Source organism: Phycicoccus mangrovi (assembly GCF_018729305.1).
In the GTDB taxonomy this organism is placed as follows: Bacteria; Actinomycetota; Actinomycetes; order Actinomycetales; family Dermatophilaceae; genus Phycicoccus; species Phycicoccus jejuensis.
On sequence record NZ_JAHHWP010000008.1, the window covers coordinates 41,793 to 64,772 of the forward strand.

General features: G+C 74.1%; 27 protein-coding genes. All 27 read left to right on the forward strand.

Features of this window, described 5'->3' with window-relative positions:
- Nucleotides 1-159: 159 nt before the first annotated feature.
- Nucleotides 160-1,023, forward strand: a complete 864-nt coding sequence (locus KMZ30_RS04995) for a sigma-70 family RNA polymerase sigma factor (protein ID WP_215512268.1) — start codon at nt 160-162, stop codon at nt 1,021-1,023.
- Between the two features lie 157 nt (nt 1,024-1,180).
- On the forward strand, nt 1,181-2,008 hold the full coding sequence (locus KMZ30_RS05000) for a flagellin N-terminal helical domain-containing protein (protein ID WP_215512269.1): 828 nt from the start codon (nt 1,181-1,183) through the stop codon (nt 2,006-2,008).
- A gap of 92 nt (nt 2,009-2,100) precedes the next feature.
- Complete coding sequence (fliD, locus tag KMZ30_RS05005; protein ID WP_215512270.1) at nt 2,101-3,966, forward strand: flagellar filament capping protein FliD; 1,866 nt, start codon at nt 2,101-2,103, stop codon at nt 3,964-3,966.
- Between the two features lie 16 nt (nt 3,967-3,982).
- Entirely contained in the window at nt 3,983-4,366 is a 384-nt protein-coding gene (gene fliS, locus KMZ30_RS05010; protein WP_215512271.1) for a flagellar export chaperone FliS, read from the forward strand.
- Nucleotides 4,363-4,677, forward strand: coding sequence for a hypothetical protein (locus tag KMZ30_RS05015; protein ID WP_215512272.1), 315 nt, complete (start codon nt 4,363-4,365; stop codon nt 4,675-4,677). Before fliS ends, KMZ30_RS05015 begins: the two co-directional genes overlap by 4 nt.
- A gap of 1 nt (nt 4,678) precedes the next feature.
- Nucleotides 4,679-6,049, forward strand: a complete 1,371-nt coding sequence (gene flgK / locus KMZ30_RS05020) for a flagellar hook-associated protein FlgK (protein ID WP_215512273.1) — start codon at nt 4,679-4,681, stop codon at nt 6,047-6,049.
- Nucleotides 6,050-6,086: 37 nt separating this feature from the next.
- Nucleotides 6,087-6,986 carry a flagellar hook-associated protein FlgL gene (gene flgL / locus KMZ30_RS05025; RefSeq protein WP_215512274.1) on the forward strand — a complete coding sequence of 300 codons (900 nt, stop codon included), beginning with the start codon at nt 6,087-6,089 and terminating at the stop codon, nt 6,984-6,986.
- Between the two features lie 232 nt (nt 6,987-7,218).
- A complete protein-coding gene (locus KMZ30_RS05030) occupies nt 7,219-7,575 on the forward strand; it encodes a flagellar basal body rod protein FlgB (RefSeq protein ID WP_215512275.1) in 357 nt (118 codons plus the stop codon).
- Nucleotides 7,575-7,967: a flagellar basal body rod protein FlgC gene (locus tag KMZ30_RS05035; protein ID WP_030528531.1), complete on the forward strand. Its 393-nt coding sequence runs from the start codon at nt 7,575-7,577 to the stop codon at nt 7,965-7,967. The genes KMZ30_RS05030 and KMZ30_RS05035 overlap by 1 nt, the downstream gene beginning before the upstream one ends.
- A complete protein-coding gene (gene fliE / locus KMZ30_RS05040) occupies nt 7,967-8,263 on the forward strand; it encodes a flagellar hook-basal body complex protein FliE (RefSeq protein ID WP_215512276.1) in 297 nt (98 codons plus the stop codon). Before KMZ30_RS05035 ends, fliE begins: the two co-directional genes overlap by 1 nt.
- A complete protein-coding gene (gene fliF / locus KMZ30_RS05045) occupies nt 8,260-9,846 on the forward strand; it encodes a flagellar basal-body MS-ring/collar protein FliF (protein WP_215512277.1) in 1,587 nt (528 codons plus the stop codon). The genes fliE and fliF overlap by 4 nt, the downstream gene beginning before the upstream one ends.
- Nucleotides 9,843-10,859 (forward strand): flagellar motor switch protein FliG, encoded by a 1,017-nt coding sequence (fliG, locus tag KMZ30_RS05050; RefSeq protein ID WP_308279641.1) that lies wholly within the window; start codon nt 9,843-9,845, stop codon nt 10,857-10,859. Before fliF ends, fliG begins: the two co-directional genes overlap by 4 nt.
- Nucleotides 10,843-11,499, forward strand: coding sequence for a FliH/SctL family protein (locus KMZ30_RS05055; protein ID WP_215512278.1), 657 nt, complete (start codon nt 10,843-10,845; stop codon nt 11,497-11,499). The genes fliG and KMZ30_RS05055 overlap by 17 nt, the downstream gene beginning before the upstream one ends.
- Nucleotides 11,496-12,797 (forward strand): FliI/YscN family ATPase, encoded by a 1,302-nt coding sequence (locus KMZ30_RS05060; protein ID WP_215512279.1) that lies wholly within the window; start codon nt 11,496-11,498, stop codon nt 12,795-12,797. The genes KMZ30_RS05055 and KMZ30_RS05060 overlap by 4 nt, the downstream gene beginning before the upstream one ends.
- Nucleotides 12,794-13,231 (forward strand): hypothetical protein, encoded by a 438-nt coding sequence (locus tag KMZ30_RS05065; protein WP_215512280.1) that lies wholly within the window; start codon nt 12,794-12,796, stop codon nt 13,229-13,231. The genes KMZ30_RS05060 and KMZ30_RS05065 overlap by 4 nt, the downstream gene beginning before the upstream one ends.
- Nucleotides 13,228-14,232, forward strand: a complete 1,005-nt coding sequence (locus KMZ30_RS05070) for a transglycosylase SLT domain-containing protein (RefSeq protein WP_215512281.1) — start codon at nt 13,228-13,230, stop codon at nt 14,230-14,232. Before KMZ30_RS05065 ends, KMZ30_RS05070 begins: the two co-directional genes overlap by 4 nt.
- Nucleotides 14,232-15,752 carry a flagellar hook-length control protein FliK gene (locus tag KMZ30_RS05075; protein ID WP_215512282.1) on the forward strand — a complete coding sequence of 507 codons (1,521 nt, stop codon included), beginning with the start codon at nt 14,232-14,234 and terminating at the stop codon, nt 15,750-15,752. The genes KMZ30_RS05070 and KMZ30_RS05075 overlap by 1 nt, the downstream gene beginning before the upstream one ends.
- Before the next feature lie 5 nt (nt 15,753-15,757).
- A complete protein-coding gene (locus KMZ30_RS05080; RefSeq protein WP_215512283.1) occupies nt 15,758-16,189 on the forward strand; it encodes a flagellar hook assembly protein FlgD in 432 nt (143 codons plus the stop codon).
- A gap of 47 nt (nt 16,190-16,236) precedes the next feature.
- Nucleotides 16,237-17,463, forward strand: coding sequence for a flagellar hook protein FlgE (locus KMZ30_RS05085; RefSeq protein ID WP_215512284.1), 1,227 nt, complete (start codon nt 16,237-16,239; stop codon nt 17,461-17,463).
- Nucleotides 17,464-17,477: 14 nt separating this feature from the next.
- The gene (locus KMZ30_RS21475; RefSeq protein WP_226902028.1) at nt 17,478-18,002 is read left to right on the forward strand and encodes a flagellar FlbD family protein; all 525 of its coding nucleotides are present in this window, start codon (nt 17,478-17,480) and stop codon (nt 18,000-18,002) included.
- A 3-nt stretch (nt 18,003-18,005) separates the two neighbouring features.
- Nucleotides 18,006-18,773, forward strand: coding sequence for a motility protein A (locus KMZ30_RS05095; RefSeq protein ID WP_215512285.1), 768 nt, complete (start codon nt 18,006-18,008; stop codon nt 18,771-18,773).
- Nucleotides 18,770-19,654, forward strand: a complete 885-nt coding sequence (locus KMZ30_RS22245; RefSeq protein ID WP_215512286.1) for a flagellar motor protein MotB — start codon at nt 18,770-18,772, stop codon at nt 19,652-19,654. Before KMZ30_RS05095 ends, KMZ30_RS22245 begins: the two co-directional genes overlap by 4 nt.
- Nucleotides 19,651-20,124 (forward strand): flagellar basal body-associated FliL family protein, encoded by a 474-nt coding sequence (locus KMZ30_RS05105; protein WP_215512287.1) that lies wholly within the window; start codon nt 19,651-19,653, stop codon nt 20,122-20,124. Before KMZ30_RS22245 ends, KMZ30_RS05105 begins: the two co-directional genes overlap by 4 nt.
- A 185-nt stretch (nt 20,125-20,309) precedes the next feature.
- Nucleotides 20,310-21,173, forward strand: a complete 864-nt coding sequence (locus KMZ30_RS22250) for a flagellar motor switch protein FliM (RefSeq protein ID WP_215519879.1) — start codon at nt 20,310-20,312, stop codon at nt 21,171-21,173.
- 25 nt (nt 21,174-21,198) lie between these two features.
- Nucleotides 21,199-21,600 carry a flagellar motor switch protein FliN gene (fliN, locus tag KMZ30_RS05115; protein WP_215519880.1) on the forward strand — a complete coding sequence of 134 codons (402 nt, stop codon included), beginning with the start codon at nt 21,199-21,201 and terminating at the stop codon, nt 21,598-21,600.
- A complete protein-coding gene (locus KMZ30_RS05120; RefSeq protein ID WP_215512290.1) occupies nt 21,600-22,193 on the forward strand; it encodes a flagellar biosynthetic protein FliO in 594 nt (197 codons plus the stop codon). Before fliN ends, KMZ30_RS05120 begins: the two co-directional genes overlap by 1 nt.
- A complete protein-coding gene (gene fliP, locus KMZ30_RS05125) occupies nt 22,186-22,980 on the forward strand; it encodes a flagellar type III secretion system pore protein FliP (RefSeq protein WP_308279643.1) in 795 nt (264 codons plus the stop codon). Before KMZ30_RS05120 ends, fliP begins: the two co-directional genes overlap by 8 nt.

Below are 22,980 nucleotides of genomic sequence, written 5' to 3' on the forward strand. Positions count from 1 at the left end.
CGCGCACGCGTGGCGCAGGCGCGGATCGGCACGACAACCGGCCGTTCGGACGACCCCGGTTGACCGGTCGGAGACGCCCCCGGTGGCCGAAGGGATCGAAGTCGGCCCCGGAGCCTCCTACCGCTGGCGGCGGCGGCCGCGCGTCGGGAATCTGGACCCATGACCACCACGGCCTCCCCTGCGGCCCCCCGTCACGACGTGGACGCGCTCTGCCGCGAGCACCTCCCGATCGTCACCTACGAGGTGCGCGCCCTCAGCGCCCGCCTCCCCTCCCACGTGGCGACCGACGACCTGACGTCGGCCGGCCTCTTCGCCCTCGCGTCGGCCGCCGAGTCGTTCGACGCGAGCCGGGGCGTGCCGTTCGGCCGCTACGCGGCGACCCGCATCAAGGGGGCCCTCCTCGACGAGCTGCGCTCGATGGACTGGGCGACGCGCTCGGTCCGGACCCGGGCCCGCGAGCTCGACGCCGTCCGGGGCGCGATGACCTCCGAGCTGGGCCGCGAGCCGGGCGAGCGCGAGCTCGCCGACCGCCTCGGCGTCGGCGTCGACGCGGTCCGCCAGGTCTCCGAGGCCGTGCACCGCTCGGTCGTCGTGCGCCTCGACTCGCTCGTCGACGCCGGCGTCGCGGACGCCGCCCTGCCGCGTGACGAGCGCACCCCCGAGGACGTCGTGGTCCAGCGCGAGCGCGAGAGCTACCTCTCGGCCGCGGTCGCCGCGCTGCCCGAGCGGCTGCGCATCGTCGTCCAGGCCACGTTCTTCGAGGACCGGCTCCTCAAGGACGTCGCCGAGGAGCTCGGGGTGACCGAGTCCCGTGTCTCGCAGCTGCGCACGGAGGCCCTCGGGATGCTCCGCGACGGGATGCGCGCCACGCACGGCGAGGAGCGACCCGCCGCCGCGGCCGCCGCGACGACCGCCGCCGCCCGCCGCCGCGCGGGCTACTACGCCGACATCGCCCAGCGCGCCTCCATGGCGCAGCGGGGCTCCCTCGCCGGCCGCTCGGCCGGCGTCCGGTTCGCGGGCTGACCGCCCGCGACCACCCCTGAACGGCCCCGGCGGAAAAAGTTCGCCGGGGCCCTCAAGTCCCTCACGGCGCCGCCGATGAGGGGTGTGCCGCCCCGACTGGGAGCGGCACGGATCGCCACGGACGGCGGTCCGAGACCCCATCCAAGGAGGAAACATCATGGGTCTGCAGGTCAACACCAACGTCGCCGCTCTGAACACCTACCGGCACCTCAGCTCCACCCAGAGCTCGATGAACACCAGCCTCGAGCGCCTGTCCTCGGGTCTGCGCATCAACCGCGCCGCGGACGACGCCGCCGGCCTGGCGATCAGCGAGAAGCTGCGCGCCCAGACCAACGGCCTCTCCCAGGCCACGTCCAACGCCCAGGACGCGATCTCCCTCGTCCAGACGGCTGAGGGTGCGCTCAACGAGACGCACTCGATCCTCCAGCGCATGCGTCAGCTGGCGGTCCAGTCGGGCAACGACACGAACACCGCGGACGACCGCGCCGCCATCCAGAGCGAGGTGACGGCCCTCAACGAGGAGCTCGACCGCATCGCCAACACCACGCAGTTCAACGGGCAGAACCTGCTCGACGGCACGGGTGGCACCACGGGCACGTTCACCTTCCAGATCGGCGCCAACAGCGGCCAGACCGTCGACGTCACGTTCGACAAGGCGGACACGACCACCCTCGGCACCGGCTCCCTGGACGTCTCGACCGCGGCCGGCGCGGCGACCGCCCTGACCGCGATCGACACCGCGATCAAGACCGTCTCGGGCAACCGGGCCGACCTCGGTGCGGTGCAGAACCGTCTGCAGCACACCATCAACAGCCTGAGCGTCGCGTCGGAGAACGCGGCCGCCGCCGAGTCGCGCATCCGTGACACCGACATGGCGAAGGAGATGAGCTCCTTCAGCCGGAGCCAGATCCTCTCCCAGGCCGGCGTCTCGATGCTCGCCCAGGCGAACAGCGCCCCGCAGTCCGTCCTCAAGCTCCTCGGCTGAGCCTGAGCACTGACTGACACCGTCGCCCGGGTCCGGCTCTCGCACGGACCCGGGCGCACGGTCACCGCCAGCAGCGAGGAAGGAGCAGGACCATGCCGGGAGTCGACGGGCTGATCTCCGGCCTCAACACGACGCAGATCATCAGCCAGCTGATGACCGTCGAGCGGCAGTCCGGCGCGGGCCTCACCAAGGGTAAGACCGCCAGCCAGACGATGGTCAGCGTCCTCCAGTCGCTCAACACGCAGATGCTGTCGCTCCGCGACGCCGCGAAGTTCTTCGTCCCCGACCCGCTCCTCAAGACCTCGGGCTGGACGACCACGACCTCCACCTCCTCCGCCCCCAGCGCCGTCTCCGTCGTCACCGACGGCACGGCCCTGCCGGGGACCACGACCTTCACGGTGTCGAGCGTCGCCTCCGCCGGGTCCGCGGTCTCGAAGGGCTCGGTCGCCTCGACCTCGACCGCCGTCACCTCCGGCCCGGTCGTCGCCGCCAAGGGCCTCGCCGCGCTCGGCGCCTCGGCCCTCCTCTCCGGCACGACGCTCGCGGCCGGGTCCCACACCGTCAAGGTGACCCAGGCCTCCGGCGGCGCCACGCTCTCCGGCGTCCCGCTCGGCTCGACCGTGACCATCGGTTCCGGCGCCCAGCTCGTCGTCGACCTCGGCTCGGGTCCCCAGAGCATCAGCCTGGCCGCCGGCGTCTACACCCCTGCGGCACTCGCGGCCGAGGTGACCCGCGCGGCCGGCGGTGGCCTCACCGCGACCGCCGGCGACGACGGCGCGCTGCGCCTGGCCACCACCCGCGAGGGCAGCGCCGCCTCGCTGCAGGTCGTCTCCGCCGACCCCGCGCTCGGCCTCACCGACACGACCACGACCGCCCACGGCACCGACGGCGTCGTCGAGCTCGACGGCGTCGCGACGACGCTCACCGACCTCGGCCCCGGCTCCACCGTCACCCTTGCCGGCGCGGGCACGGACTCCGTGCAGCTCTCGCTCGCGGGCGGCCTGCGGGCCGGCACCGCGACCCTCGCGGACCTCGGCCTCGCGGCCGGGTCGACCATCGCCCAGGTCGCCTCGGCCGCGACCTCCTCGTCGCTCGGGCTGTCCGGAACGACCGTCAAGGTCGGCGACGCCGCCTACAAGCTCCAGCTCACCTCCGCGACCACCGGCGCCGCGTCCGACGTGATGGTCTCGGCCGGCGCGTTCGGGACGAGCGGCCTCGGCGACCTCGTCGAGCTGCAGACGCCGACCGACACCGTGCTGCGCGTCGGCACCGGCCCGGGCGCCTTCGACGTCCGCTCGGCGAGCAAGGACGTCACCGGACTGCTGCCGGGGACGACCATCACGGCGACCAAGGCCGACCCGACGACCCCGGTCACCGTCACCGTCGCCGGCGACTCCTCCGGCATCGCCGACAAGATGCAGGCCCTCGTCGACGCGGCGAACGCCGCCATCTCGTTCATCGGCGCGCGCTCGGGCTTCAACGGCGACACCAAGACCGCCGGTGTGCTGCTGGGCAACTCGCTGACCCAGAACATCGTGCGGCGGGTCACCGACGCCGCCGTCGGCGGCTCGGCCTCGCAGCCCTCCGCCGCCGGCATCACCGTCGGGCGCGACGGCAAGATCGCCCTGGACAAGACGGCCTTCCTCGCCGCCTACGCCAAGGACCCGGCCAAGGTGACGGCCAACCTCACGACGATGGCGTCGACCATCGCCGACGTCGCCCAGCAGGCCGCCGACCCGCTCAAGGGCTCGATCACCAACGCGGTGAAGTCAGAGCAGGGCCGGATCCGCGACTACACGAACCAGATCGCGTCCTTCGAGACGCGGATGTCGCTGCGCGAGGACACCCTCAAGCGGCAGTACGCCGCCCTGGAGTCCCTCCTCGGGACCGTCAAGTCCCAGGGCGACTGGCTGACCGGCCAGCTCAAGACCCTCCCGACCAACTCGAGCTCGAACTGAGCCAGGAGACGACGACGTGACCACCACCGCCACCCTGCGCCGCCTCTACCAGAGCGACTCCGTGACGACGGCCTCCCCGAGCCGCCTCGTCGTGCTGCTCTTCGACCGGCTCGTCAAGGACCTGCACCTCGCGACCATCGCCATCGAGAAGCGCGACATCCAGGGCTCGCACCACGCCCTGCGGCACGCGCAGGACGTCGTCACCGAGCTCTCGACCTCGCTCGACCTCGAGATGTGGCCCGAGGGTCGCGGCCTGGCCGCGCTCTACGACTACGTGGTCGAGCGCCTCGTCCGGGCCAACGCGACGAAGTCCCACGAGCTCGTCACCGAGGTGCTCGAGCTCGTCGAGCCGCTGCGCGAGGCCTTCACGACCGTCTCGGCCACCGCGGAGGCGTCGTGACCGTCGCCGACCTCTCCTGGGACGACGCGCTCGACGCGGTCGAGGGCGACCTCGCGCGCGCCGAGCACGCCGTGCGCTCGGGGGACCTCGTCGACCTCGCGGAGGTGCTCGGCCGCTCGCCGCGCACCACCGGCCCGCTGCCGGAGCGCCTCGCCCCTCGCGTCACCGCCGCGCTCGAGCGCACGCGCGCGCTCGAGGCCGAGATCGGCGAGCGGATGGCCGCCACGGTCCGTGCCCTCGGCGCCGACGAGCGCCGCCCGCACACCACCCCCGTCCGGCAGACGCCGGCCTACGTCGACGCGAGGGCCTGAGATGTCCAGCGCCTCCTCCCTCGGCATGGGCCTGAGCGCCCTCCAGGCCGCCCAGCGCGGCCTCGAGATCGCCGGCCAGAACATCAGCAACGTCAACACGCCCGGCTACACCCGTCAGCGCATCGACCAGGCGGCGGCGTCGAGCACCGACGTGCCGTCGATGTTCGGGCGCATCCCGGCGATCGGCGAGGGCGTCGTCGTGCTCGGCACGACCCGCATCCAGGACCAGCTCCTCGAGGTCCGTGCGCAGCAGACCCGCGGCGCCGCGACCGCCGCCACCCAGGTCGCCAACGGCTACTCGATGGTCGAGTCGGCCTTCGGCGAGCCGGGCGACACCGGGCTGCAGGCCGGCATGGCCGAGTTCTGGAGCACGTGGGGCGACCTCGCGACCGACCCGACGAGCAGCGCGGCCCGCACGAGCGTGCTCGAGGAGGGCGGCCGCCTCGCCTCCCAGTTCCGCGAGCTCGCCGGCCGGCTCTCGACCCAGTGGGGCGGCACCCGTGAGGCGCTCAACTCCTCGGTCGACCGCGTGAACCGCCTGGCCCAGGACGTGGGTGACCTCAACGACGCCATCCGCGCGTCCAAGGTCGCGGGCGTCAACACCTCCGAGCTCGAGGACCGCCGCGGCCAGCTCATCGGCCAGCTCGGCGACGTCGTCGGCGCCATCGCGCAGCCGATGGAGGACGGCACGATGACGCTGACGGTCGGCGGCTCGGTGCTCGTGTCCGGCGCGCACGTCAGCAGCCTCGCCGTGTCCGGCCCGTCCACCGGCCCCGGTGGCGCGAGCCCTGTGTCGGTCGTCTGGGCGGCCAGCGGCACCCCGGCCACGGTCGGCGCCGGCGAGATCGGCGGGATGCTCACGACGCTGGACAGCACGATCCCGACCGTCATGTCGCGCCTCGACGCCGTCGCCGCCTCGCTCGCGAGCACGGTCAACGCCCAGCAGGCCGCCGGGTACGACGCCACCGGCGCGACCGGGTCCCCGTTCTTCGCCGGCACCTCCGCGGCGTCGCTGCGCCTCGCGCCGCTCACCGCGGCGGGGGTGGCCGCCTCCTCGGCGCCGCCGCCGGCCAGCGACGGCAAGAACGCCGACGGGATGTCCGCCCTCTCGGAGCTGCAGTCCGGCCCCGACGCCACCTACCGCGACCTCGTCGTCTCCATCGGCGTCCAGGTGCAGGGTGCCTCGCGGCGGGCCGACGTCCAGACGGCGCTCGCCGGCCAGGCCGAGTCGGCGCGGCTCGGGGTCTCGAGCGTCAGCGTGGACGAGGAGATGGTCTCGCTCATGGGCTTCCAGCACGCCTACGAGGCGGCCGCGCGCTTCATCAGCGCGGTCGACGAGACGCTCAACACGCTCATGCAGATGGCACGATGACCATGTCCAGCGCCTCGCCCGTCCCCGGAGCACCGCGATGAACCGCGTCACGCCCAGCGCCACCCGCCAGCAGGTCGTCTCGTCGCTGCAGGCCAGCCTCGCGCGCCTGCAGGCGACCCAGGACCAGATCAGCTCGGGCAGGCGCCTCGGCAAGCCCTCGGACTCGCCGACCGACACCGCGACCGCGATGTCGCTGCGCTCCGAGAGCCTGCGCAACGAGCAGCTGCAGCGCGCGATGGACGACGGCGCCGGCTGGCTGGCCAGCGCGGACTCCGCCCTCATGCAGAGCGGCCCCCTGCTGCAGCGCGCGCGCCAGCTCGTGCTCGCGGGGACCAACGACACCAACAGCACCGACGAGCGCGCGGCGATGGCCGCCGAGCTCGACCAGCTGCGCTCGAGCCTGCTCGACGTCGCCAACACCCGCTACCTCGGCCGCGCGGTCTTCGCCGGCACGCAGGACACCGAGAACGCCTACGCGAGCAACGGGGCCTACCTCGGCAACACGACCGCGGTCGAGCGCCGCATCACGACGGGTCCGGACCGGCTGGAGGTCAGCATCGTGGGACCGCAGGCCTTCTCGACCCTCTTCGCCGACCCGAGCGACCCTGCCGGGGCCGGCATCCTGCAGCGGCTCTCCGACGCGCTGCGCAGCGGCGACAAGACGGCGATGGAGCAGGGCCTGAGCGACCTCGACGCCGCGAGCTCGACGCTGCGCACGAGCCAGAGCATCATCGGGTCGCGCACGACGCGGCTGGAGTCGGTCCGCAGCGTCAGCGAGACCGCGGCGACCCGCGCGTCGGTGCAGCTGTCGACCGTCGAGGGCATCGACCTCGCGAAGGCGCTGACCGACCTCAGCGTGCAGCAGACCGCCTACCAGGCGGCGCTCCAGGCGACGGCCAAGGTCGTCCAGCCCTCGATCCTCGACTTCCTGCGCTGACCCCGCAGCCGGTGTAGGCACCGGGAGGGGCTCCGCGCAAGCCGAGCGGGGAGGTCGGGCCGAGCGTCGGAACGTGACTCGGCCGTTCGGCCACACCGTCGTTGGCGCCTCAAGTCGCCCGGGGGGACGCCGATGGGGCAGGCGGTCATGGATGGCCGTCAGCCGCCAGGGACGCGCGGCGTACCCGACGCACCACCGTTCGCGGATGGTGCGTGACGCCTCCAGGAGAACCATGATCGACCCCGTCGGCGACAGCACGTTCCGTGCTCTGGGCCGGGCGCTCACCGGTCTGTCGGTGCGCCAGCGCACGATCGCGGACAACATCGCGAACCTCCAGACCCCCGGGTACACCGCCGCGCGCGTCGACTTCGAGAGCAGCCTCGCCTCCGCGTGGGCCTCCGGCGGCGACACCGGCTCCTCCGCCATCCGCACGATGGCGTCCTCCGACCCCGCCGGCCTCAACGGCAACAACGTCAACCTCGACGAGGAGACCCTCGCCGCCACCGAGACCGGCCTGTCCTACCAGCTCGGCGTCCAGGCGATGACCGACCGCTTCCAGCGCCTGCGCAACGCGATCGGCGGTGCGTGATGGCCCTCTTCGGTGCGATGAACACCGCGGGCAGCGGCCTCCTGCTGCACCGCACCTGGCTCGACGCGATCTCCGACAACATCGCCAACGTCAACACGGTCCGCCCGACGAGCGAGAACGCCTTCCAGGCCCGCTACGTCGTCGCCCAGTCCCGCGGCAACGGCACCGGCGTGGACGTCGCCGGCATCCAGCTCTCCTCCGCGCAGGGCCGGCTCATCCACGACCCGAGCAACCCGATGGCCGACGCGCAGGGCTTCGTCCGCGCCCCCGACGTCGACCTCGGCGAGCAGATGACCCAGCTGATCATGTCGCAGCGCGGCTACCAGGCGAACCTCGCGACCGTCGAGCGCGCCCAGGCGGCCTACCAGCAGGCGATCGGGCTGGGCCGCTGATGAGCATCAGCCCGATCTCGTCGCTCGGTGCGCTGCCCCCCGTCGGGGCGACCCAGCGCCCCGCCGGCCCCCAGGCCACCGGCTTCGGTGACGCCGTCACGCAGGGCCTCGAGAAGCTCGACCAGCTCCAGAAGGTCAGTGACACCAAGGCCGTCGAGGCCGTCACCGGCCAGCTGAGCGACGTCCACGACTACACGATCGCCGCCAACCAGGCGGCCGTCGCCACCCAGCTGACGGTCGCCGTCCGCAACAAGGCCGTCGAGGCCTTCACCGAGATCATGAGGATGCCCGTATGACCGGCCCGGACCCCAAGGCCCTCCTCGCGCGGGGCGGGAAGATGTTCTCCGACCTCACGGCCGGCCAGAAGATGGTCGCGATGGTCGCGGTCCTCGGGGTCGCGATCGGCGGCTTCTTCTTCGTCCGCTGGGTCTCCACGCCGGCCTACGCGCCCCTGTTCACCGGCCTCAGCGCCTCGGACGCCGGCGCCGTCACCTCCGCGCTCACCGACGCGGGCACGCCCTACCAGCTCGCCGACGGCGGCCAGACCGTCCTCGTGCCGCAGGCGCAGGTCTACCAGCAGCGCATCTCGCTCGCGGGCCAGGGCCTGCCGGCCGGCGGCGGCGAGGGCGCGACCGGCTACTCGCTGCTGGACCAGCAGAGCATGACGAGCAGCGACTTCCAGCAGAAGGTCACCTACCAGCGCGCGCTCGAGGGCGAGCTGGCCAAGACCGTCCAGGCGCTCGACGGCGTGCAGTCGGCCGTCGTCCACCTCGCGGTCCCGCAGGAGGACGTCTTCACCTCCGACGCGGCGAAGCCGACCGCCTCGGTCCTCGTCAAGACCGCCCCCGGCAAGACGCTCTCCTCCGGCGCGGTCGACTCGATCGTCAACCTCGTCTCCGGCTCCGTGCCGAAGCTCGCCGCGGCCGACGTCACCGTCTCGGACGCCACCGGCCAGGTCCTCAGCGCCGGCGGCAACGGCACCGGTGCCGGGGGGACCGACGCGCGCCAGACCCAGCAGCGCGCCGTCTCGGACGCCGCCGCCGCCAACCTCCAGTCGATGCTCGACAAGGTCGTCGGCCCGGGCAAGGCCGTCGTCCGCGTCGACGCCACGCTCAACTTCGACGCCCAGCAGACCGACCGCGAGACCTACATCCCGACCAAGCCGCAGACCACGACGCAGCTGCAGACCTCCAAGGAGACCTACACCGGCACCGGCGCCCCCGCCGGCGGTGTCCTCGGCGGCACGACGACCACGGGAACCGGTGGCACGGGCTCGTACTCGAAGACCGAGACCAGCCAGACCAACGCGCTCGGCACCCTCAAGGAGTCAGTCAAGAGCACCCCGGGAAAGGTCGAGCGGATGTCCGTCGCGGTCCTCCTGGACTCCGCCGCCTCCGCCTCGGTCAGCTCCAACGACATCACCCGCCTCGTCACCGCGGCCGCCGGCCTGGACCCCAAGCGCGGCGACCTCGTCGAGGTCACCTCGCTGCCCTTCGACACCTCCGCCGCCGCCGCGGCGCAGAAGGAGCTTGAGGCCGCCGCCGCGGACGCCAAGCAGCAGAACATGATCGACCTCGCCAAGACCGGCGGGCTCGCGCTCCTCGTCCTCCTGGCCCTCGTCTTCGGGTTCCTCCGCAGCCGCCGCCGCAAGGGCGACGCGGAGCCCGAGGAGCTCGAGTACTACCGCGTGCCCGAGGGCCCGGCCCCCGCCGACGCCGTCCTCGAGATGGCCGAGGCCCGCGCGGCCCTGCCGATGCGCGAGCCGGCCGAGACCCAGCTCGTCACCGCCGGCTCCGGCGCGGTCGAGTCGATGGCCCGCGACAACCCCGACGACGTGGCCCGCCTGCTGCGCGGCTGGATCTCGGAGGGGGCGAAGTGACCGTCACCGCCCAGCCGATGAGCGGCCTCCGCAAGGCGGCCCTGCTCCTCATCCAGCTCGGCCCGGACCAGTCGGCGCCGGTGCTGCGCTCGCTGCGCCCGGAGGAGATCGAGGCCCTCATGGCCGAGGTCGCCGCGATGGACGTCGCCGACGAGGAGTCGCGCGAGGCCGTCCTCGCCGAGTTCCAGGACATGGTGCGGGTCAGCAAGCAGCGCACCCGCGGCGGCTTCGACATCGCCGAGGAGATGCTCGTCAAGGCCGAGCACGAGCAGTCGCGCGAGATCCTCGGGCGGCTCTCGACCGCCATCAGCCACGCCCCGTTCGCGTCGCTGCGCACGGTCGACGGCGCCCTGCTGCGCCCCTTCCTCGAGGACGAGCACCCGCAGACCATCGCCCTCGTCCTCGGGCACCTCTCGAGCGAGCAGGCCGCGCTCGTCCTCTCCGGGCTGCCGGACGCGGTCCGCGCCGACGTCGCCCACCGCCTCGCGACGATGGACAAGACGAGCCCCGAGGTCGTCCGGGTCGTCGAGTCCCACCTCGTCCGCAGCCTCGCCACCCTCGGCGACGCCCGCGACCACGTGACCGTCGGCGGCCTCGACCCGCTCGTCGGCATCATGAACCGCTCGCAGCGCGAGACCGAGCGCGCCATCCTCCTCGGCATCGAGGAGCGCGACCCCACCCTCGCCGAGGACCTGCGCTCGAAGATGTTCGCGTTCACCGACATCGTCGACCTCGACGACCGGACGATCCAGCTCGTCCTGCGCCAGGTCGACGCCAAGGAGCTCGCGCTCGCCCTCAAGGGTGCGACGCCGGCGGTGCGGGACAAGGTGTTCCGCAACATGTCCGAGCGCTCCGCGGCCGCCCTCCAGGAAGAGGTCGAGGTGCTCGGCCCGGTCCGCACGGCCCAGGTCGAGGAGGCCCGCTCCGCCGTCGTCAAGGGCATCCGTGCCCTCGAGGAGGCCGGCGAGATCGTCATGTCCCGGGCGGGAGGCAGCGATGACCTCGTCCACTGACCTGCGTCCCACGACCCTCCTGCGCGGTGCGGACGAGCTGCGCCCGGCGAGCTTCGGCCGCCAGCTCGCCCCCGCCGGCGACCCCGCCGGCGTGGGCATCCCCGCCGAGTGGCTCGAGGGCCGCGAGGCCGGGATCGCCGCCGGCCGGCGCGAGGCCGCCGCCGAGCAGGTCGCCTGGCTCGAGCGTGCGGAGGCCGCCGCCGCCGCCGAGCGCGCCGAGCACGCCCGCCGCGTCACCGCCGCCCTCACCGGCATCGGTCGCGCCGCCGAGGACGCCGTCGCCGGGCTCACCGTCCGCGACGTCCTCACCACCGCCGCCGCGCTCGCCGTCGACATCGCCGAGGCGCTCGTCGGCCACCACCTCGAGGTCGACGGCTGCGCCGCCCGCGACGCCGTGGCCCGGGCGCTCACCGAGGTGCCGCGCGGTGGCACCGTCCTCGTCCGCCTCAACCCGGACGACGCCGAGCTGCTCGCAGCGTCCGCCGAGGACCTCGGCGCGCTCGCCCCCACCTCCGTCCTCGAGGTCGTCGCGGACCCCACCGTCGAGCGCGGCGGCTGCCTCGCCGACGTCGGCGACCGCACCGTCGACGCGCAGCTCTCCTCGGCCCTCACCCGCGTCCGCGAGGTGCTCGCGCGATGACCACGACCCTCCACGACGAGCTCGTCGCCGCGGCCCGCCCCCGGGTCACCGGCCGGGTCACGCGCGCCGTCGGCGTCGGCCTCGAGGTCAGCGGCCTCGACGTCGCCGTCGGCGAGGCCGTGCGCGTGGTGGGGGAGCGCGGCTCGATCCTCGCCGAGGTCGTCGCCCTCGACGACGGCGCCGCGCGCTGCATGCCGGTCGGCGAGCTGCGCGGCGTCCGCGTCGGCGACCGCGTCGAGGCCACGGGCGGCCCGCTGCGCGTGCCGGTCGGCGACGGCCTCGTCGGCCGCGTCGTCAACGCGCTCGGCCAGCCGATCGACGGCGGCCCGGCGCTGACCGACGTCCAGTGGGTCGGCACCGACGGCACGCCGCCGCCCGCGATGACGCGCGAGCGCATCAACACCCAGCTCGGCCTCGGCATCCGCGCCTTCGACACGCTCATCCCGTGCGGCCGCGGCCAGCGCATGGGCATCTTCGCCGGGTCCGGCGTCGGCAAGTCGAGCCTGCTGTCGATGATCGTCCGCGGCACCGACGCCCCGGTCACCGTCCTCGCCCTCGTCGGCGAGCGCGGCCGCGAGGTGCGCGAGTTCGTCGAGCACGACCTCGGCCCCGAGGGCCTGGCCCGCGCCGTCGTCGTCGTCGCGACCTCCGACGAGCCCGCCCTCGTCCGCCTGCACGCCGCGTTCACCGCGACCCGCATCGCCGAGTGGTTCCGCGACCAGGGTCGCGACGTCCTCCTCGCGATGGACAGCGTCACGCGCGTGGCGATGGCGCAGCGCGAGGTCGGCCTCGCCGCCGGCGAGCCGCCGACGACCCGCGGCTACCCGCCGTCGGTCTTCGGCATCCTGCCCCGGCTGCTCGAGCGCGCCGGCACGGCCGAGCGCGGCAGCATCACCGGTCTCTACACCGTGCTCGTCGAGGGCGACGACATGAACGACCCGGTCGCCGACGCCGTGCGCTCCATCCTCGACGGCCACGTCGTGCTCGACCGCCGCCTCGCGACCGCCGGCCACTACCCGTGCATCGACGTGCTCGAGTCGGTCTCGCGCGCCAACCGCGCCCTCACCGACCCGCAGCAGCGCGCCGCGGCCGACACCCTGCGCAGCCTCCTCGCGGCCCGCCGCGACGCCAAGGACCTCGTCGAGATCGGCGCCTACGTCGCCGGCACCAACCCGCTCGTCGACCGCGCCCTCGCGCAGAGCGGCGCCATCGACGCCTTCCTGCGCCAGGACCTCGACGACGTCACCGACGCCCGCGACAGCTGGGCCGCCCTCTCGAGCCTGGCGGGTGCGCTGTGAGCACCCGCACCGAGCGCCTGAAGACCGTGCTGCGTGTCCGCACCATCCAGGAGGAGCAGCGCCGCGGCGACCTCGCCCGCGCCGCCGCCGCGCAGGGCCGCGCCGCCGAGGCCGCCGTCGAGGCCGCCGCCCGCTACGGCGCGCGCGAGGTCTGCGGCGTCGGCGTGCCCGTGGACCTCGCGACCTTCCTCGGCACACGTGCCGCCGAGACCCGCCGCGCCGACGGCGTGGCCCACGCCGTCCGTGAGCAGGCCCTCGCCGAGGGCGAGACCGACCGCGCCCGCGCCCTGCTCACCGAGGCGCGCACGCGCACCTCCGGTCTCGAGCGGCTCGTCGAGCGCGCGGCCGAGGAGCAGCGCCTCGAGGTCCTCGCGGCCGACGAGCAGACCGCCGAGGAGTCGGTGCGCGGCCGCCGGACGGAGGACGAGGCGTGAGCGTCGACACCTCCGGCCCCGCCGCCGCCCTCGCCCGGATGGCCGCCATCCAGAGCACCATCGCGTCCGTCTCCGGCGGCGCCCGCACCCAGACGGCGGCCGCCACGGGCGCGTCCTCCTTCGACTCCGTCTACGGCGCGGCGCTCGAGGGCGTCGACGGCAGCGCGGACCTCGGGGCCGGCTCCTTCGGGGGCGGCACCGACGTCGGCTCGCGGGCGGTCGCCGCCGCGAAGAAGTACCTCGGCGTCCCCTACGTGTGGGGTGGCACCTCGCCGAGCGGCCTCGACTGCTCGGGCCTGGTCCAGCGCGCCTACGGCGACGTCGGCGTGCGCCTCCCGCGCGTCGCCGCCGACCAGGCCCGCGAGGGCACGGCCGTCCCCGACCTCGCCCACGCCCAGCCCGGCGACCTGCTCGCCTTCAACTCCCCGGTCACGCACATCGCCATCTACCTCGGCGACGGCAAGATGATCGCGGCCCCGAAGCGCGGGGACGTCGTGAAGGTCCAGGACGTCTACAAGACCCCGTCGGCCATCCGCCGGATCGGCCCGACGGTCGCCGAGGGCGTCCCCGGTGTCGGCGTCGCCGCCATGACCGGTGGTGTGGGGGCGGTCTCGGGCAGCGGTGCGCCGACCGGTCTGCAGCAGCTGTTCTCGGCCGCCACCGCGCGCTACGGCCTCCCGGCCGGCCTGCTCGACGCGGTCGCCAAGGCCGAGAGCGGGTACAACACCCGGGCGGTCAGCGGCGCGGGCGCGCAAGGCCTCATGCAGCTGATGCCGGCGACCGCGCGCGGCCTCGGGGTCGACCCGTTCGACCCGGCCCAGGCCGTCGACGGCGCGGCCCGGATGCTCAAGCGCGACCTCTCGCGCTTCGGCCGGCTCGACCTCGCGGTCGCGGCCTACAACGCCGGCGCCGGTGCCGTGCAGCGCTACGGCGGCATCCCGCCGTACGCGGAGACCCAGCAGTACGTCCGCCGAGTCCTCGGCACCCTGGGAGTGAGCTGATGTCCCTCGTCGTCACGCCGAGCGTCGCGCCGCAGCCCGGCGCCGCGCGCCCCGGGCGCCCCGCCGCGTCCGAGGACGGCTTCGCGGCCGTCCTCGCGGCCCGGTCGGGCGCCGCCCCCGCGACGGGCGAGCCCTCGCACGCGGGGGAGCGCGTCGATCCGGCCGACCCGCGCGAGCGACGGCCCGTCGAGACCAAGCCGGCCCGCGGCCGGGGCGCCGACCGCGCCGGCGACCTGCCGGCCGCCCGCACGACCCCGGACGACGGGGGAGCCGACCGACCGGTCGCCACCGCCGCCGACACCACGGACACCACCGACACCGCCGCGACCGCTGCGGTCGGCACCACCGCCTCCGAGGCCACGCCGACGGCCGTGCCCGCCCCGGCCACCCCGCCCGCGGTCGTCCTCCCCGTCGTCGCCGGCGCCCCGGTGGCCGTCGCCGCGAACCCCGCACCGGTCGACGCCCCGGCGGTCACCGCCGTCGGCGCGGTCGACGCCGCGACCGTCCCGGCCGGTGCCGCCCCCGCGACGCCGGTCGTTCCCGCCGCCGCCCCGAGCACGGCGCCCACGACGACCACGGTCGCCCCGGACCAGGGCACGACGACCGACGGCACGGCGACCTCCGGCGCGACCGTCCCGGCCACGGACGCCGCGACCACCACGGCCCCGGGGTCCGCCACCACCGCCCCCGACGCGGCGGCCCCGACGAGCGCTCCCGCCACGACGCCCGCGACCCCGGCCCCGGCCGGCGCGCCCGCATCGGCGGGTGCCACCGGCGACGCCGCGCCCGCGCCGACGAGCGCTCCCGCCACGACGCCCGCGACCCCGGCCCCGGCCGGCGCGCCCGCATCGGCGGGTGCCACCGGCGACGCCGCGCCCGCGCCGACGACCGGGGCGACGGCGGCCGACGCGCCCGCCCCGGCCGCGACCGACGTCCCCGCGCCCGTCCACGCCGCGGTGCACGAGGCCCTGACGACGGCCGCCGCGAGCACGCCCGACACCACCCCGACACCGACCGTGGTGGCTCCCGCCCTCGCGGCGCCGTCCCCCGTCACCGGCGCGACGGCCGCGGTGGCCACCCCGGCCGCCGCTCCCGTCCCGCAGCCGGCACACACCCAGGTCCTCACCGCCGTGGGTCCGCTCCTCACGGGCGCCGACGGCAGCCACGAGCTGACCATCCGCCTCGACCCCGACGGCCTCGGCGCCGTGCACGTGCGCCTGTCGGTGAGCGGCGACGAGGTGCGGATGCACCTGACCGCCGCCGAGACCGGCACGCGCGACGCGCTCCGCGACGGCCTCACCGAGCTGAAGGCCCGCCTCGAGGAGTCCGGCCTGCGGGCCACCAGCCTCGACGTCGGCTCCGGCAGCACCCCCGGCCGGAACGGCGCCGACGCGCAGGACCTCCGGCAGCCGCGCACGAGCGGGCACGTGACCGTCCGCCACGGCCCGGCGCCACCGCTCGCGGCTCCGACGCCGGCACCCCTCCAGCACACCGACTCCCGACTCGACCTGAGGATGTGAACCCGATGACCACGATCCCCACCGGCGCCGCCGCCGCGGGGCAGGCGGCCGCCGCCGGCTCGACGGCCGCGACGAACGCCGGCAAGAACTCGATCGACTCCGGCGCCTTCCTCAAGCTGCTCGTCGCCCAGCTGAAGTACCAGGACCCGAGCAAGCCGGTCGACAGCTCGGCCTTCATGGCGCAGACCGCGCAGATGCAGATGGTCGAGAGCATGAACCAGCTCGTGTCCCAGAACGCCGCCATCATCGGCGGCCAGAACAGCCTGAGCGCCCTCGCCCTCGTCGGCAAGGACGTCAGCTGGACCGCCGACGGCGTCACCAAGTCCGGTGTGGTGCAGGCCGTCAAGCTCGACGCCACCGGACCCCTCCTCGTCGTCGGCGACGCCGAGGTACCCCTCTCCGTCGTCTCCCGCGTCAGCCAGTCCGGCACGGCCTGAGCCGCGCCGCCCCGACCTCGCACCACCGACCCCGAAGGACCCCCACCATGCTCCGTTCGCTCTTCTCCGCCGTCACCGGCATGCGCAGCCACCAGACCGCGATGGACGTCATCGGCAACAACATCGCCAACGTCAACACCGCGGGCTTCAAGTCCAGCCAGACCCAGTTCCAGGACACCCTCAGCCAGGCGCTGCGCGCCGGCGGCGGCGGCGTCAACCCGGCGCAGGTCGGCCTCGGCGTCCAGGTCGCGGGTGTCGCGACGAACTTCAGCCAGGGCAGCGCCCAGACGACCAACCGCCCGAGCGACCTGATGATCTCCGGCGACGGGTTCTTCATCGTCCAGCAGGCCGGCTCGCAGGTGTACACGCGCTCCGGCGGCTTCTCGCTCGACGACCAGGGCAACCTCACCTCGCCCAACGGCGGTGTCGTGCAGGGCTGGCTGGCCGTCGACGGCCAGATCAACACCGGCACCTCGATGACCGGCCTGCGCGTGCCGACCGGCCTCATCATGGCGCCGACCCCGACGCAGGCGGTCGACGCGGGCGGCAACCTCTCCGCCGACGCCGCGGTCGGCGCGACCGTCGTCAACGGCATCGACGTCTTCGACCAGACCGGCCGCAGCATCCCGGTCACGCTGACCTACACCAAGACCGGCACGGACACGTGGTCCGCCGTCGCCACGGTGACGAACTCGGCCGGCAGCACCGCGACCGTCGGCTCGGCCAACCTCGCGTGGAACTCCACGACGATGGCCTTCACGCCCGAGACGGTGACGTTGACCAACGGCGCGCTCGCCTCCGCGGGCTTCGTCTTCCCCGGCGACGTCGCGGTCAACCTCGCCGGCGACGGCACGCCGCTCACGCAGTACGCCGGTGCCAGCACGGCGACCCTGCGCGGCCAGGACGGCTCCTCGGCCGGCCAGCTGCAGAGCTGGGGCGTGGGCGCCGACGGCGTCATCACGGGCTCGTTCTCCAACGGGCGCACCCAGTCCCTCGGCATGGTCGCCCTCGCGTACTTCGGCAACCCGGAGGGCCTCGAGAAGGCCGGCGACACCTCGTACCGCGTCTCCGCCGCCTCCGGCCAGCCGGCCATCGGCGTGCCGGGCTCCGGCGGGCGCGGGTCCATCGCGGCCGGCCGGCTCGAGATGAGCAACGTCGACCTCGCGCAGGAGTTCACGAACCTCGTGATGATCCAGCGCGGCTTCCAGGCCAACTCCCGCGTCGTCAGCGCCTCCGACGAGATCCTCCAGGACCTCGTCAACCTCAAGCGCTGAGCCGGAGCCGGTCGATGACCGACGGTCCCACGGCGGGCCCGCCCCCCTCGGGGGCGGGCCCGCTGGCGTGCCCGTCGGCCCGCCCCGCGCACGACCTCCCGCAGGACCTCCCGCACGACCCCTCGCACGACCCAGCGGACGGCCCGGTGGCCCCCGCGATCCCCCTCGTCGGTACCCGCCAGGACCTCAAGTCCTGGGCCCGGCTGCCGATGGGAACCCCGACGCGCCACGGACGGCGCATCCAGCACACCCAGGACGGACCCGGCCCCATGATCATCCTCACCCGCCGCAACGGCACGCGCTTCGGGATCAACCCCGACCTCGTCGAGCGCGTCGACGAGACCCCGGACACCATCGTCCTGCTCGTCACCGGCTCGCGCTACGTCGTGCAGGAGACCCTCGACGAGGTCGTCTCGATCATGCGCGAGTCGCGCGCCTCGGTCCTGCACGCCGCCGAGGAGTCCGGCACCGGCCAGCCCGGGTCCCGTCCCGGCGCCGGCCGTGTGGCCCTTCGTGCCGTCCGCGGCCTGGAGGACTGAGCCATGGAGCTCGCGACCATCGGCGGGATCATCCTCGTCTTCGTGGCGGTCATCGTCTCGCTGATCATGGAGGGCGCCTCGCCCACCTCGATCATCCTCATCCCGCCGATCATCCTCGTCTTCCTCGGCAGCATCGGCGCCGCCGTCGCCGGTGGCTTCCTCTCCGACGTCTCCTCGATCCTCAAGCAGACGGTCAAGGCCTTCACGACCTCCGCCCCGAAGAGCGCCGACGCCGTGACCGAGCTCATCGGCCTCGCCGACATCGCCCGCCGCGAGGGCCTGCTCGCCCTCGAGGAGAAGGCCCGCAGCGCCGAGGACCCGTTCCTGCGCGAGGGCCTGGAGATGACGGTCGACGGCACCGACGCCGACGAGATCTACGACGTCCTCGCCGCGCGCATCAAGACGCGCAAGAAGGCCGACCAGCTCGGCATCAAGTTCTTCGCCGACATGGGCGGCTACGCGCCGACCATCGGCATCATCGGCACCGTCATCGGCCTCATCCACGTCCTGAGCAACCTCGACGCCCCCGAGGAGCTCGGCCACCTCATCGCCGGCGCCTTCGTCGCGACGCTCTGGGGCGTCATGACGGCCAACGTCATGTGGCTGCCGCTCTCGAGCAAGCTCAAGCGGATCAGCGAGGCCGAGGCCCTGCACCTCGAGATGGTGCTCGAGGGCATCATGTCGATCCAGGCCGGCACCAGCCCCCGCGTCGTCGAGAAGCGGCTGCGCGCCGTCATCGCCGGCGACGCCCCGCTGCAGGACGCGGCGTGAGCGGCCCCGGGCCCGGCGGCAAGCGCCGCAAGGGGCACGAGGAGGAGCACGAGGGCGGTCACGAGAACGCCGAGCGCTGGCTCCTCAGCTACGCCGACATGATCACGCTGCTCATGGCCCTGTTCATCGTCCTCTTCGCGATCAGCCAGGTCGACCAGCAGAAGCTCCTCCAGCTCTCCTCGGGCCTCCAGGAGTCGTTCGGCGCCCCGCAGATCACGAACCACACCAACGGCGTCCTCGACGGCACCTCGGTGGACTCGGCCATCCAGGCGATCGCCCCGGTCGCGCCGCAGGTGACGAGTGACATCGCGTCGGCCCCCGGCAAGTCGCAGACCTGCGTGCCGGTGGACGAGAAGGCCAAGCAGGCCTCGCGCGACCAGCTGACCGCGGTCCGGCAGAAGATCACCAAGGCCCTCGCGGCCCAGGGGATGGCCAACGCGGCCCACTTCGAGGTGCGTGACGACGGCCTCGTCGTCGACATCGTCTCCGACCGCGTCCTCTTCGACCCGGGCCAGGCGACGCTGCGCGACGGGGGCCGCAAGGTCCTCACGGCGATGGCCCCGACCCTGCGCCAGCTGTCGAACACGATGACCGTCGAGGGCCACACCGACGACGTGCCGGTCGCGAGCTTCTACCGCTCCAACTGGGAGCTCTCGACCTCCCGCGCGACGACGGTGCTCGAGTACCTCATCGCCTCCGGCGTGCGCAGCAAGCAGCTCTCCGCCGCCGGCTACGCCGACCAGCGCCCGCTCGCGAGCAACACGACCGAGGCCGGCCGCGCCCGCAACCGCCGCGTCGCCGTCGTCGTCCACGCCGCGACGCCGGCCGCCACCTCCTCCACCTCCGCCACCTCCACCGCCACCTCAGGAGGCTCCCGATGAGCACCGCCACCGTCCCCGCCGCCGCGGCCGCCGCGGCCGAGCCGGAGAAGAAGAAGAAGCCGATGATGCTCATCGCCATCGTCGTGGCCCTGCTCATGGGCGGTGGTGGGTACTGGTTCTTCCTCAAGCCGTCGTCGGCCGAGGGCGCCGAGGCGCCGAAGCCCGAGCCGACCCCCGGTGTCGTCGTCGACCTCGACCCGCTGACCCTCAACCTCTCCGACGGCCGCTACCTCAAGATGGGCCTCTCGCTCGAGGTCACCGAGGAGGCCCAGGCCGCCGCCGGCAAGGAGGGCGTCAACGGCGCCAAGGCGCGCGACGCCGCCATCAGCATCCTCGGCCAGCGCACCTACGAGCAGATGCTGCAGCCGAAGACCAAGGAGGCGGCCATCAAGACGCTCGAGAAGGAGATCAAGAAGCGTTACGACGGCGACGTGATGGACGTCTACGTGACGGAGCTGGTCATGCAGTGACCCTGCACTGACCCTCGGCCTTCGGGCCGGCACGGACAGGGAGCCGGCCCGCAGCCCCCCGGTCGGGGGACGCCGCCCACTCGGGCGCTCGTCCCCCACCGGGTCGGCCGAACGGCCCTTGCTGCCCCCGTGCGACACGAAGCGCTCAGGTCCCCCCGGCGGGTGCCGATGGGCAGGCCGTGAGTGTGGAGCCACAGACGTACGACTTCCGGAGCCCGGACCGCCTCTCGCGACAGCGCGAGCAGGCCCTCCAGGTCGTCGTCGAGACCTGGGCGCGGCGCGTCTCCACCGTGCTGTCGACCGCCCTGCACACGATCGTGCCCGCGAAGATGGTCGCGCTCGGCCAGTGCACCTACGGCGAGTACCTCGAGTCGATGGCCCGCCCCAGCGTGCTCGGCGCGCTCGCGGTCGAGAACCTCCCCGGCGGCGGCCACCTCCAGCTCTCGCTCGGCGACGCGATGGGCTTCGTCGACCGCATGCTCGGCGGCTCCGGCACCGGCGGGCAGCCCGAGCGCCCCCTCACCGAGATCGAGTCCGGCGTGGCCGAGCTGCTCCTGGCCCAGATGGTCGGCGAGCTGCCCTTCGCGTTCACCGTCATCGGTGACCTGCCCGTCGCGCTGACCGGGCTGGAGTCGACGGTGCGCTTCCACCAGGTCGCCCGCACCACGGACCCCGTCGTCACGGTCGAGCTCGAGCTGCTCGTCTTCGAGCGGCCGGTCCCGCTGACGGTCGCGATCACGCTCGCCACCCTCACCCCGCTGCTCACCTCCCTCGACAAGATGGCCGACGACGACGGCGCGGGGGAGCGGGCCGCGCAGGTCCGCCGCGTCGTGACCGACCGCCTCGGCCAGGTCGAGGTCGACCTCGCCGTCTCCTTCCGCGAGGTGACGCTGACCTCCGCCGAGGTCTTCGCCCTCTCCGTCGGCGACGTCGTCCCCCTGCGCCACCGCACCGAGGAGCCGCTCCTCGTGTCCGCCGGTGGCACCCGCGTCGCCCGCGCGACGCCCGGCAGCCACGGCCGCCGCCTCGCCGTCCAGATCGTCCCCTGACCCTCGACCCGACCGGAGACCCGCCATGAGCATCGCCGACACCCAGGACCCGTTCGCCGTCACCGGTGAGGAGGCGCCCGTCCCGATGGCCGAGGCCGCGCCCGCGCTGCCGCCGCTCGGTGGTGCCGTGCCCCCCGCCGCGCCGGCCGTGCCCGCCGCGGTCGACCCCCGCCGCCTGCACCTGCTGCGCGAGGTGGAGCTCGGCATCAGCGTCGAGCTCGGTCGCAGCCGGATGACGGTGCGCGAGGTGCTCGGCATGGCCCCCGGCGCCGTCGTCGAGCTCGACCGCCCGGCCGGCAGCCCGGTCGACGTCCTCGTCAACGGCACCCTCATGGCGCGCGGCGAGGTCGTCGTCGTCGACGACGAGTACGCCGTCCGCGTCACCGAGATCATCAGCGCCGACCCGGCCCTGGGGCTCGGCGCCTGATGGACGGATCCGTCGTGCTCGTCGTGCTGCGGCTGCTCGTCTCCCTCGGCGTCGTCCTCACCCTCCTCGTGCTGCTCGCCCGCTGGGCGCGCAAGCGTGGTCTCGGGGGTGCGGTCGGCTCGCGTGCCGGGGTGCAGGTCGAGGTGCTGTCGCGGCGCGCGCTGGGCCGCGGGTCCGCCCTCCACGTCGTGCGCGTCGGCGAGCAGGTGCTCGTCCTCGGCGTCACCGACCAGCACGTCTCCCTCCTGCGCGAGCTCGACCCGCAGGTCCTCGAGGTCGTCGAGCCGGAGCAGGAGGCCCCCGTGGTCGCCGCCCCGACCGTCGCGCTCGCCCCCGCCGCCGCGCCGGACTTCGCCGCCGCGCTGCGGGCGCAGGCCGACGGGACCGGCCTCGACCTCGGCCCGGCGGCCACCGTGCCCGTCGCCGTCGCCCCCGTGGCTCCGGCCACCCGCGGCGGTCGCCACGCGGCGGCGCGCCGCCCCGTCCTGCCCCGGCCCACGGCCCCCGCGGCCGGTGGCGCCCCGGTGCCGACCGGCTGGCCGTGGAACGCCGCGAGCCTCGTCGTCGGCGCGATCAAGGGGAGTCGTGCCTAGTCCCCTCGCCCTCCTGCGGCGGGTGCGCCCGCTGCTCGTGACCGGCCTCGTGCTGTTCACGGCGTTCGGCCCCGGCGCCGCCCTCGCGTCGGCCGCGCCGGGCCCGAGCCCGTCGCCCACCCCCGGTGGGGTGTCGGTGACGCTCGACGGCGGCGCGACGCAGCCGAGCCAGACCGTGACGATCATCGTCCTGCTCACCGTGCTGTCGCTGGCGCCGGCGCTGCTCATCCTCACGACCGCCTTCACCAAGGTGATCGTCGTGCTGTCGCTGACCCGCAACGCGCTCGGCACCCAAACCATCCCGCCGAACCAGGTCCTCGTCGGCCTCGCGCTCTTCCTCAGCCTCTTCATCATGGCGCCGGTCCTGTCGCAGATGAACGACCAGGGCATCCAGCCCTACATGAAGGGCGACATCACCCAGTCGCAGGCGATCGAGCGCACCGTCAAGCCGCTGCGGACGTTCATGGGGGAGCAGACCCGCCCGGCCGAGCTCGCGACGATGGTCAGGCTGAGCGGCGAGGAGAAGCCCGCGACGGTCGACGACGTGCCGCTGACGACGCTGGTCCCGGCCTTCGTCCTCTCGGAGCTGAAGTCGGCGTTCATCATCGGCTTCGTCATCTTCGTGCCGTTCCTCGTCATCGACGTCGTCGTCAGCTCCGTGCTCATGTCGATGGGCATGATGATGCTGCCGCCCGCGCTCATCTCGCTGCCCTTCAAGCTCCTGCTCTTCGTCATGGTCGACGGCTGGGGCCTCATCGTCACCGCCCTCGTCCAGAGCTACCGGTGA

Coding starts and splice junctions, on each gene's coding strand:
- KMZ30_RS05095 (WP_215512285.1), top strand. CDS start 18,006: ATGGAGCTCGCGACCATCGGCGGGATCATCCTCGTCTTCGTGGCGGTC.
- flgK (WP_215512273.1), top strand. CDS start 4,679: ATGTCCAGCGCCTCCTCCCTCGGCATGGGCCTGAGCGCCCTCCAGGCC.
- KMZ30_RS05075 (WP_215512282.1), top strand. CDS start 14,232: ATGTCCCTCGTCGTCACGCCGAGCGTCGCGCCGCAGCCCGGCGCCGCG.
- fliD (WP_215512270.1), top strand. CDS start 2,101: ATGCCGGGAGTCGACGGGCTGATCTCCGGCCTCAACACGACGCAGATC.
- fliN (WP_215519880.1), top strand. CDS start 21,199: ATGAGCATCGCCGACACCCAGGACCCGTTCGCCGTCACCGGTGAGGAG.
- KMZ30_RS21475 (WP_226902028.1), top strand. CDS start 17,478: ATGACCGACGGTCCCACGGCGGGCCCGCCCCCCTCGGGGGCGGGCCCG.
- KMZ30_RS05080 (WP_215512283.1), top strand. CDS start 15,758: ATGACCACGATCCCCACCGGCGCCGCCGCCGCGGGGCAGGCGGCCGCC.
- flgL (WP_215512274.1), top strand. CDS start 6,087: ATGAACCGCGTCACGCCCAGCGCCACCCGCCAGCAGGTCGTCTCGTCG.
- fliF (WP_215512277.1), top strand. CDS start 8,260: ATGACCGGCCCGGACCCCAAGGCCCTCCTCGCGCGGGGCGGGAAGATG.
- KMZ30_RS05060 (WP_215512279.1), top strand. CDS start 11,496: ATGACCACGACCCTCCACGACGAGCTCGTCGCCGCGGCCCGCCCCCGG.
- KMZ30_RS05030 (WP_215512275.1), top strand. CDS start 7,219: ATGATCGACCCCGTCGGCGACAGCACGTTCCGTGCTCTGGGCCGGGCG.
- KMZ30_RS05055 (WP_215512278.1), top strand. CDS start 10,843: ATGACCTCGTCCACTGACCTGCGTCCCACGACCCTCCTGCGCGGTGCG.
- KMZ30_RS05035 (WP_030528531.1), top strand. CDS start 7,575: ATGGCCCTCTTCGGTGCGATGAACACCGCGGGCAGCGGCCTCCTGCTG.
- KMZ30_RS05000 (WP_215512269.1), top strand. CDS start 1,181: ATGGGTCTGCAGGTCAACACCAACGTCGCCGCTCTGAACACCTACCGG.
- KMZ30_RS05120 (WP_215512290.1), top strand. CDS start 21,600: ATGGACGGATCCGTCGTGCTCGTCGTGCTGCGGCTGCTCGTCTCCCTC.
- KMZ30_RS04995 (WP_215512268.1), top strand. CDS start 160: ATGACCACCACGGCCTCCCCTGCGGCCCCCCGTCACGACGTGGACGCG.
- KMZ30_RS05085 (WP_215512284.1), top strand. CDS start 16,237: ATGCTCCGTTCGCTCTTCTCCGCCGTCACCGGCATGCGCAGCCACCAG.
- fliE (WP_215512276.1), top strand. CDS start 7,967: ATGAGCATCAGCCCGATCTCGTCGCTCGGTGCGCTGCCCCCCGTCGGG.
- KMZ30_RS05105 (WP_215512287.1), top strand. CDS start 19,651: ATGAGCACCGCCACCGTCCCCGCCGCCGCGGCCGCCGCGGCCGAGCCG.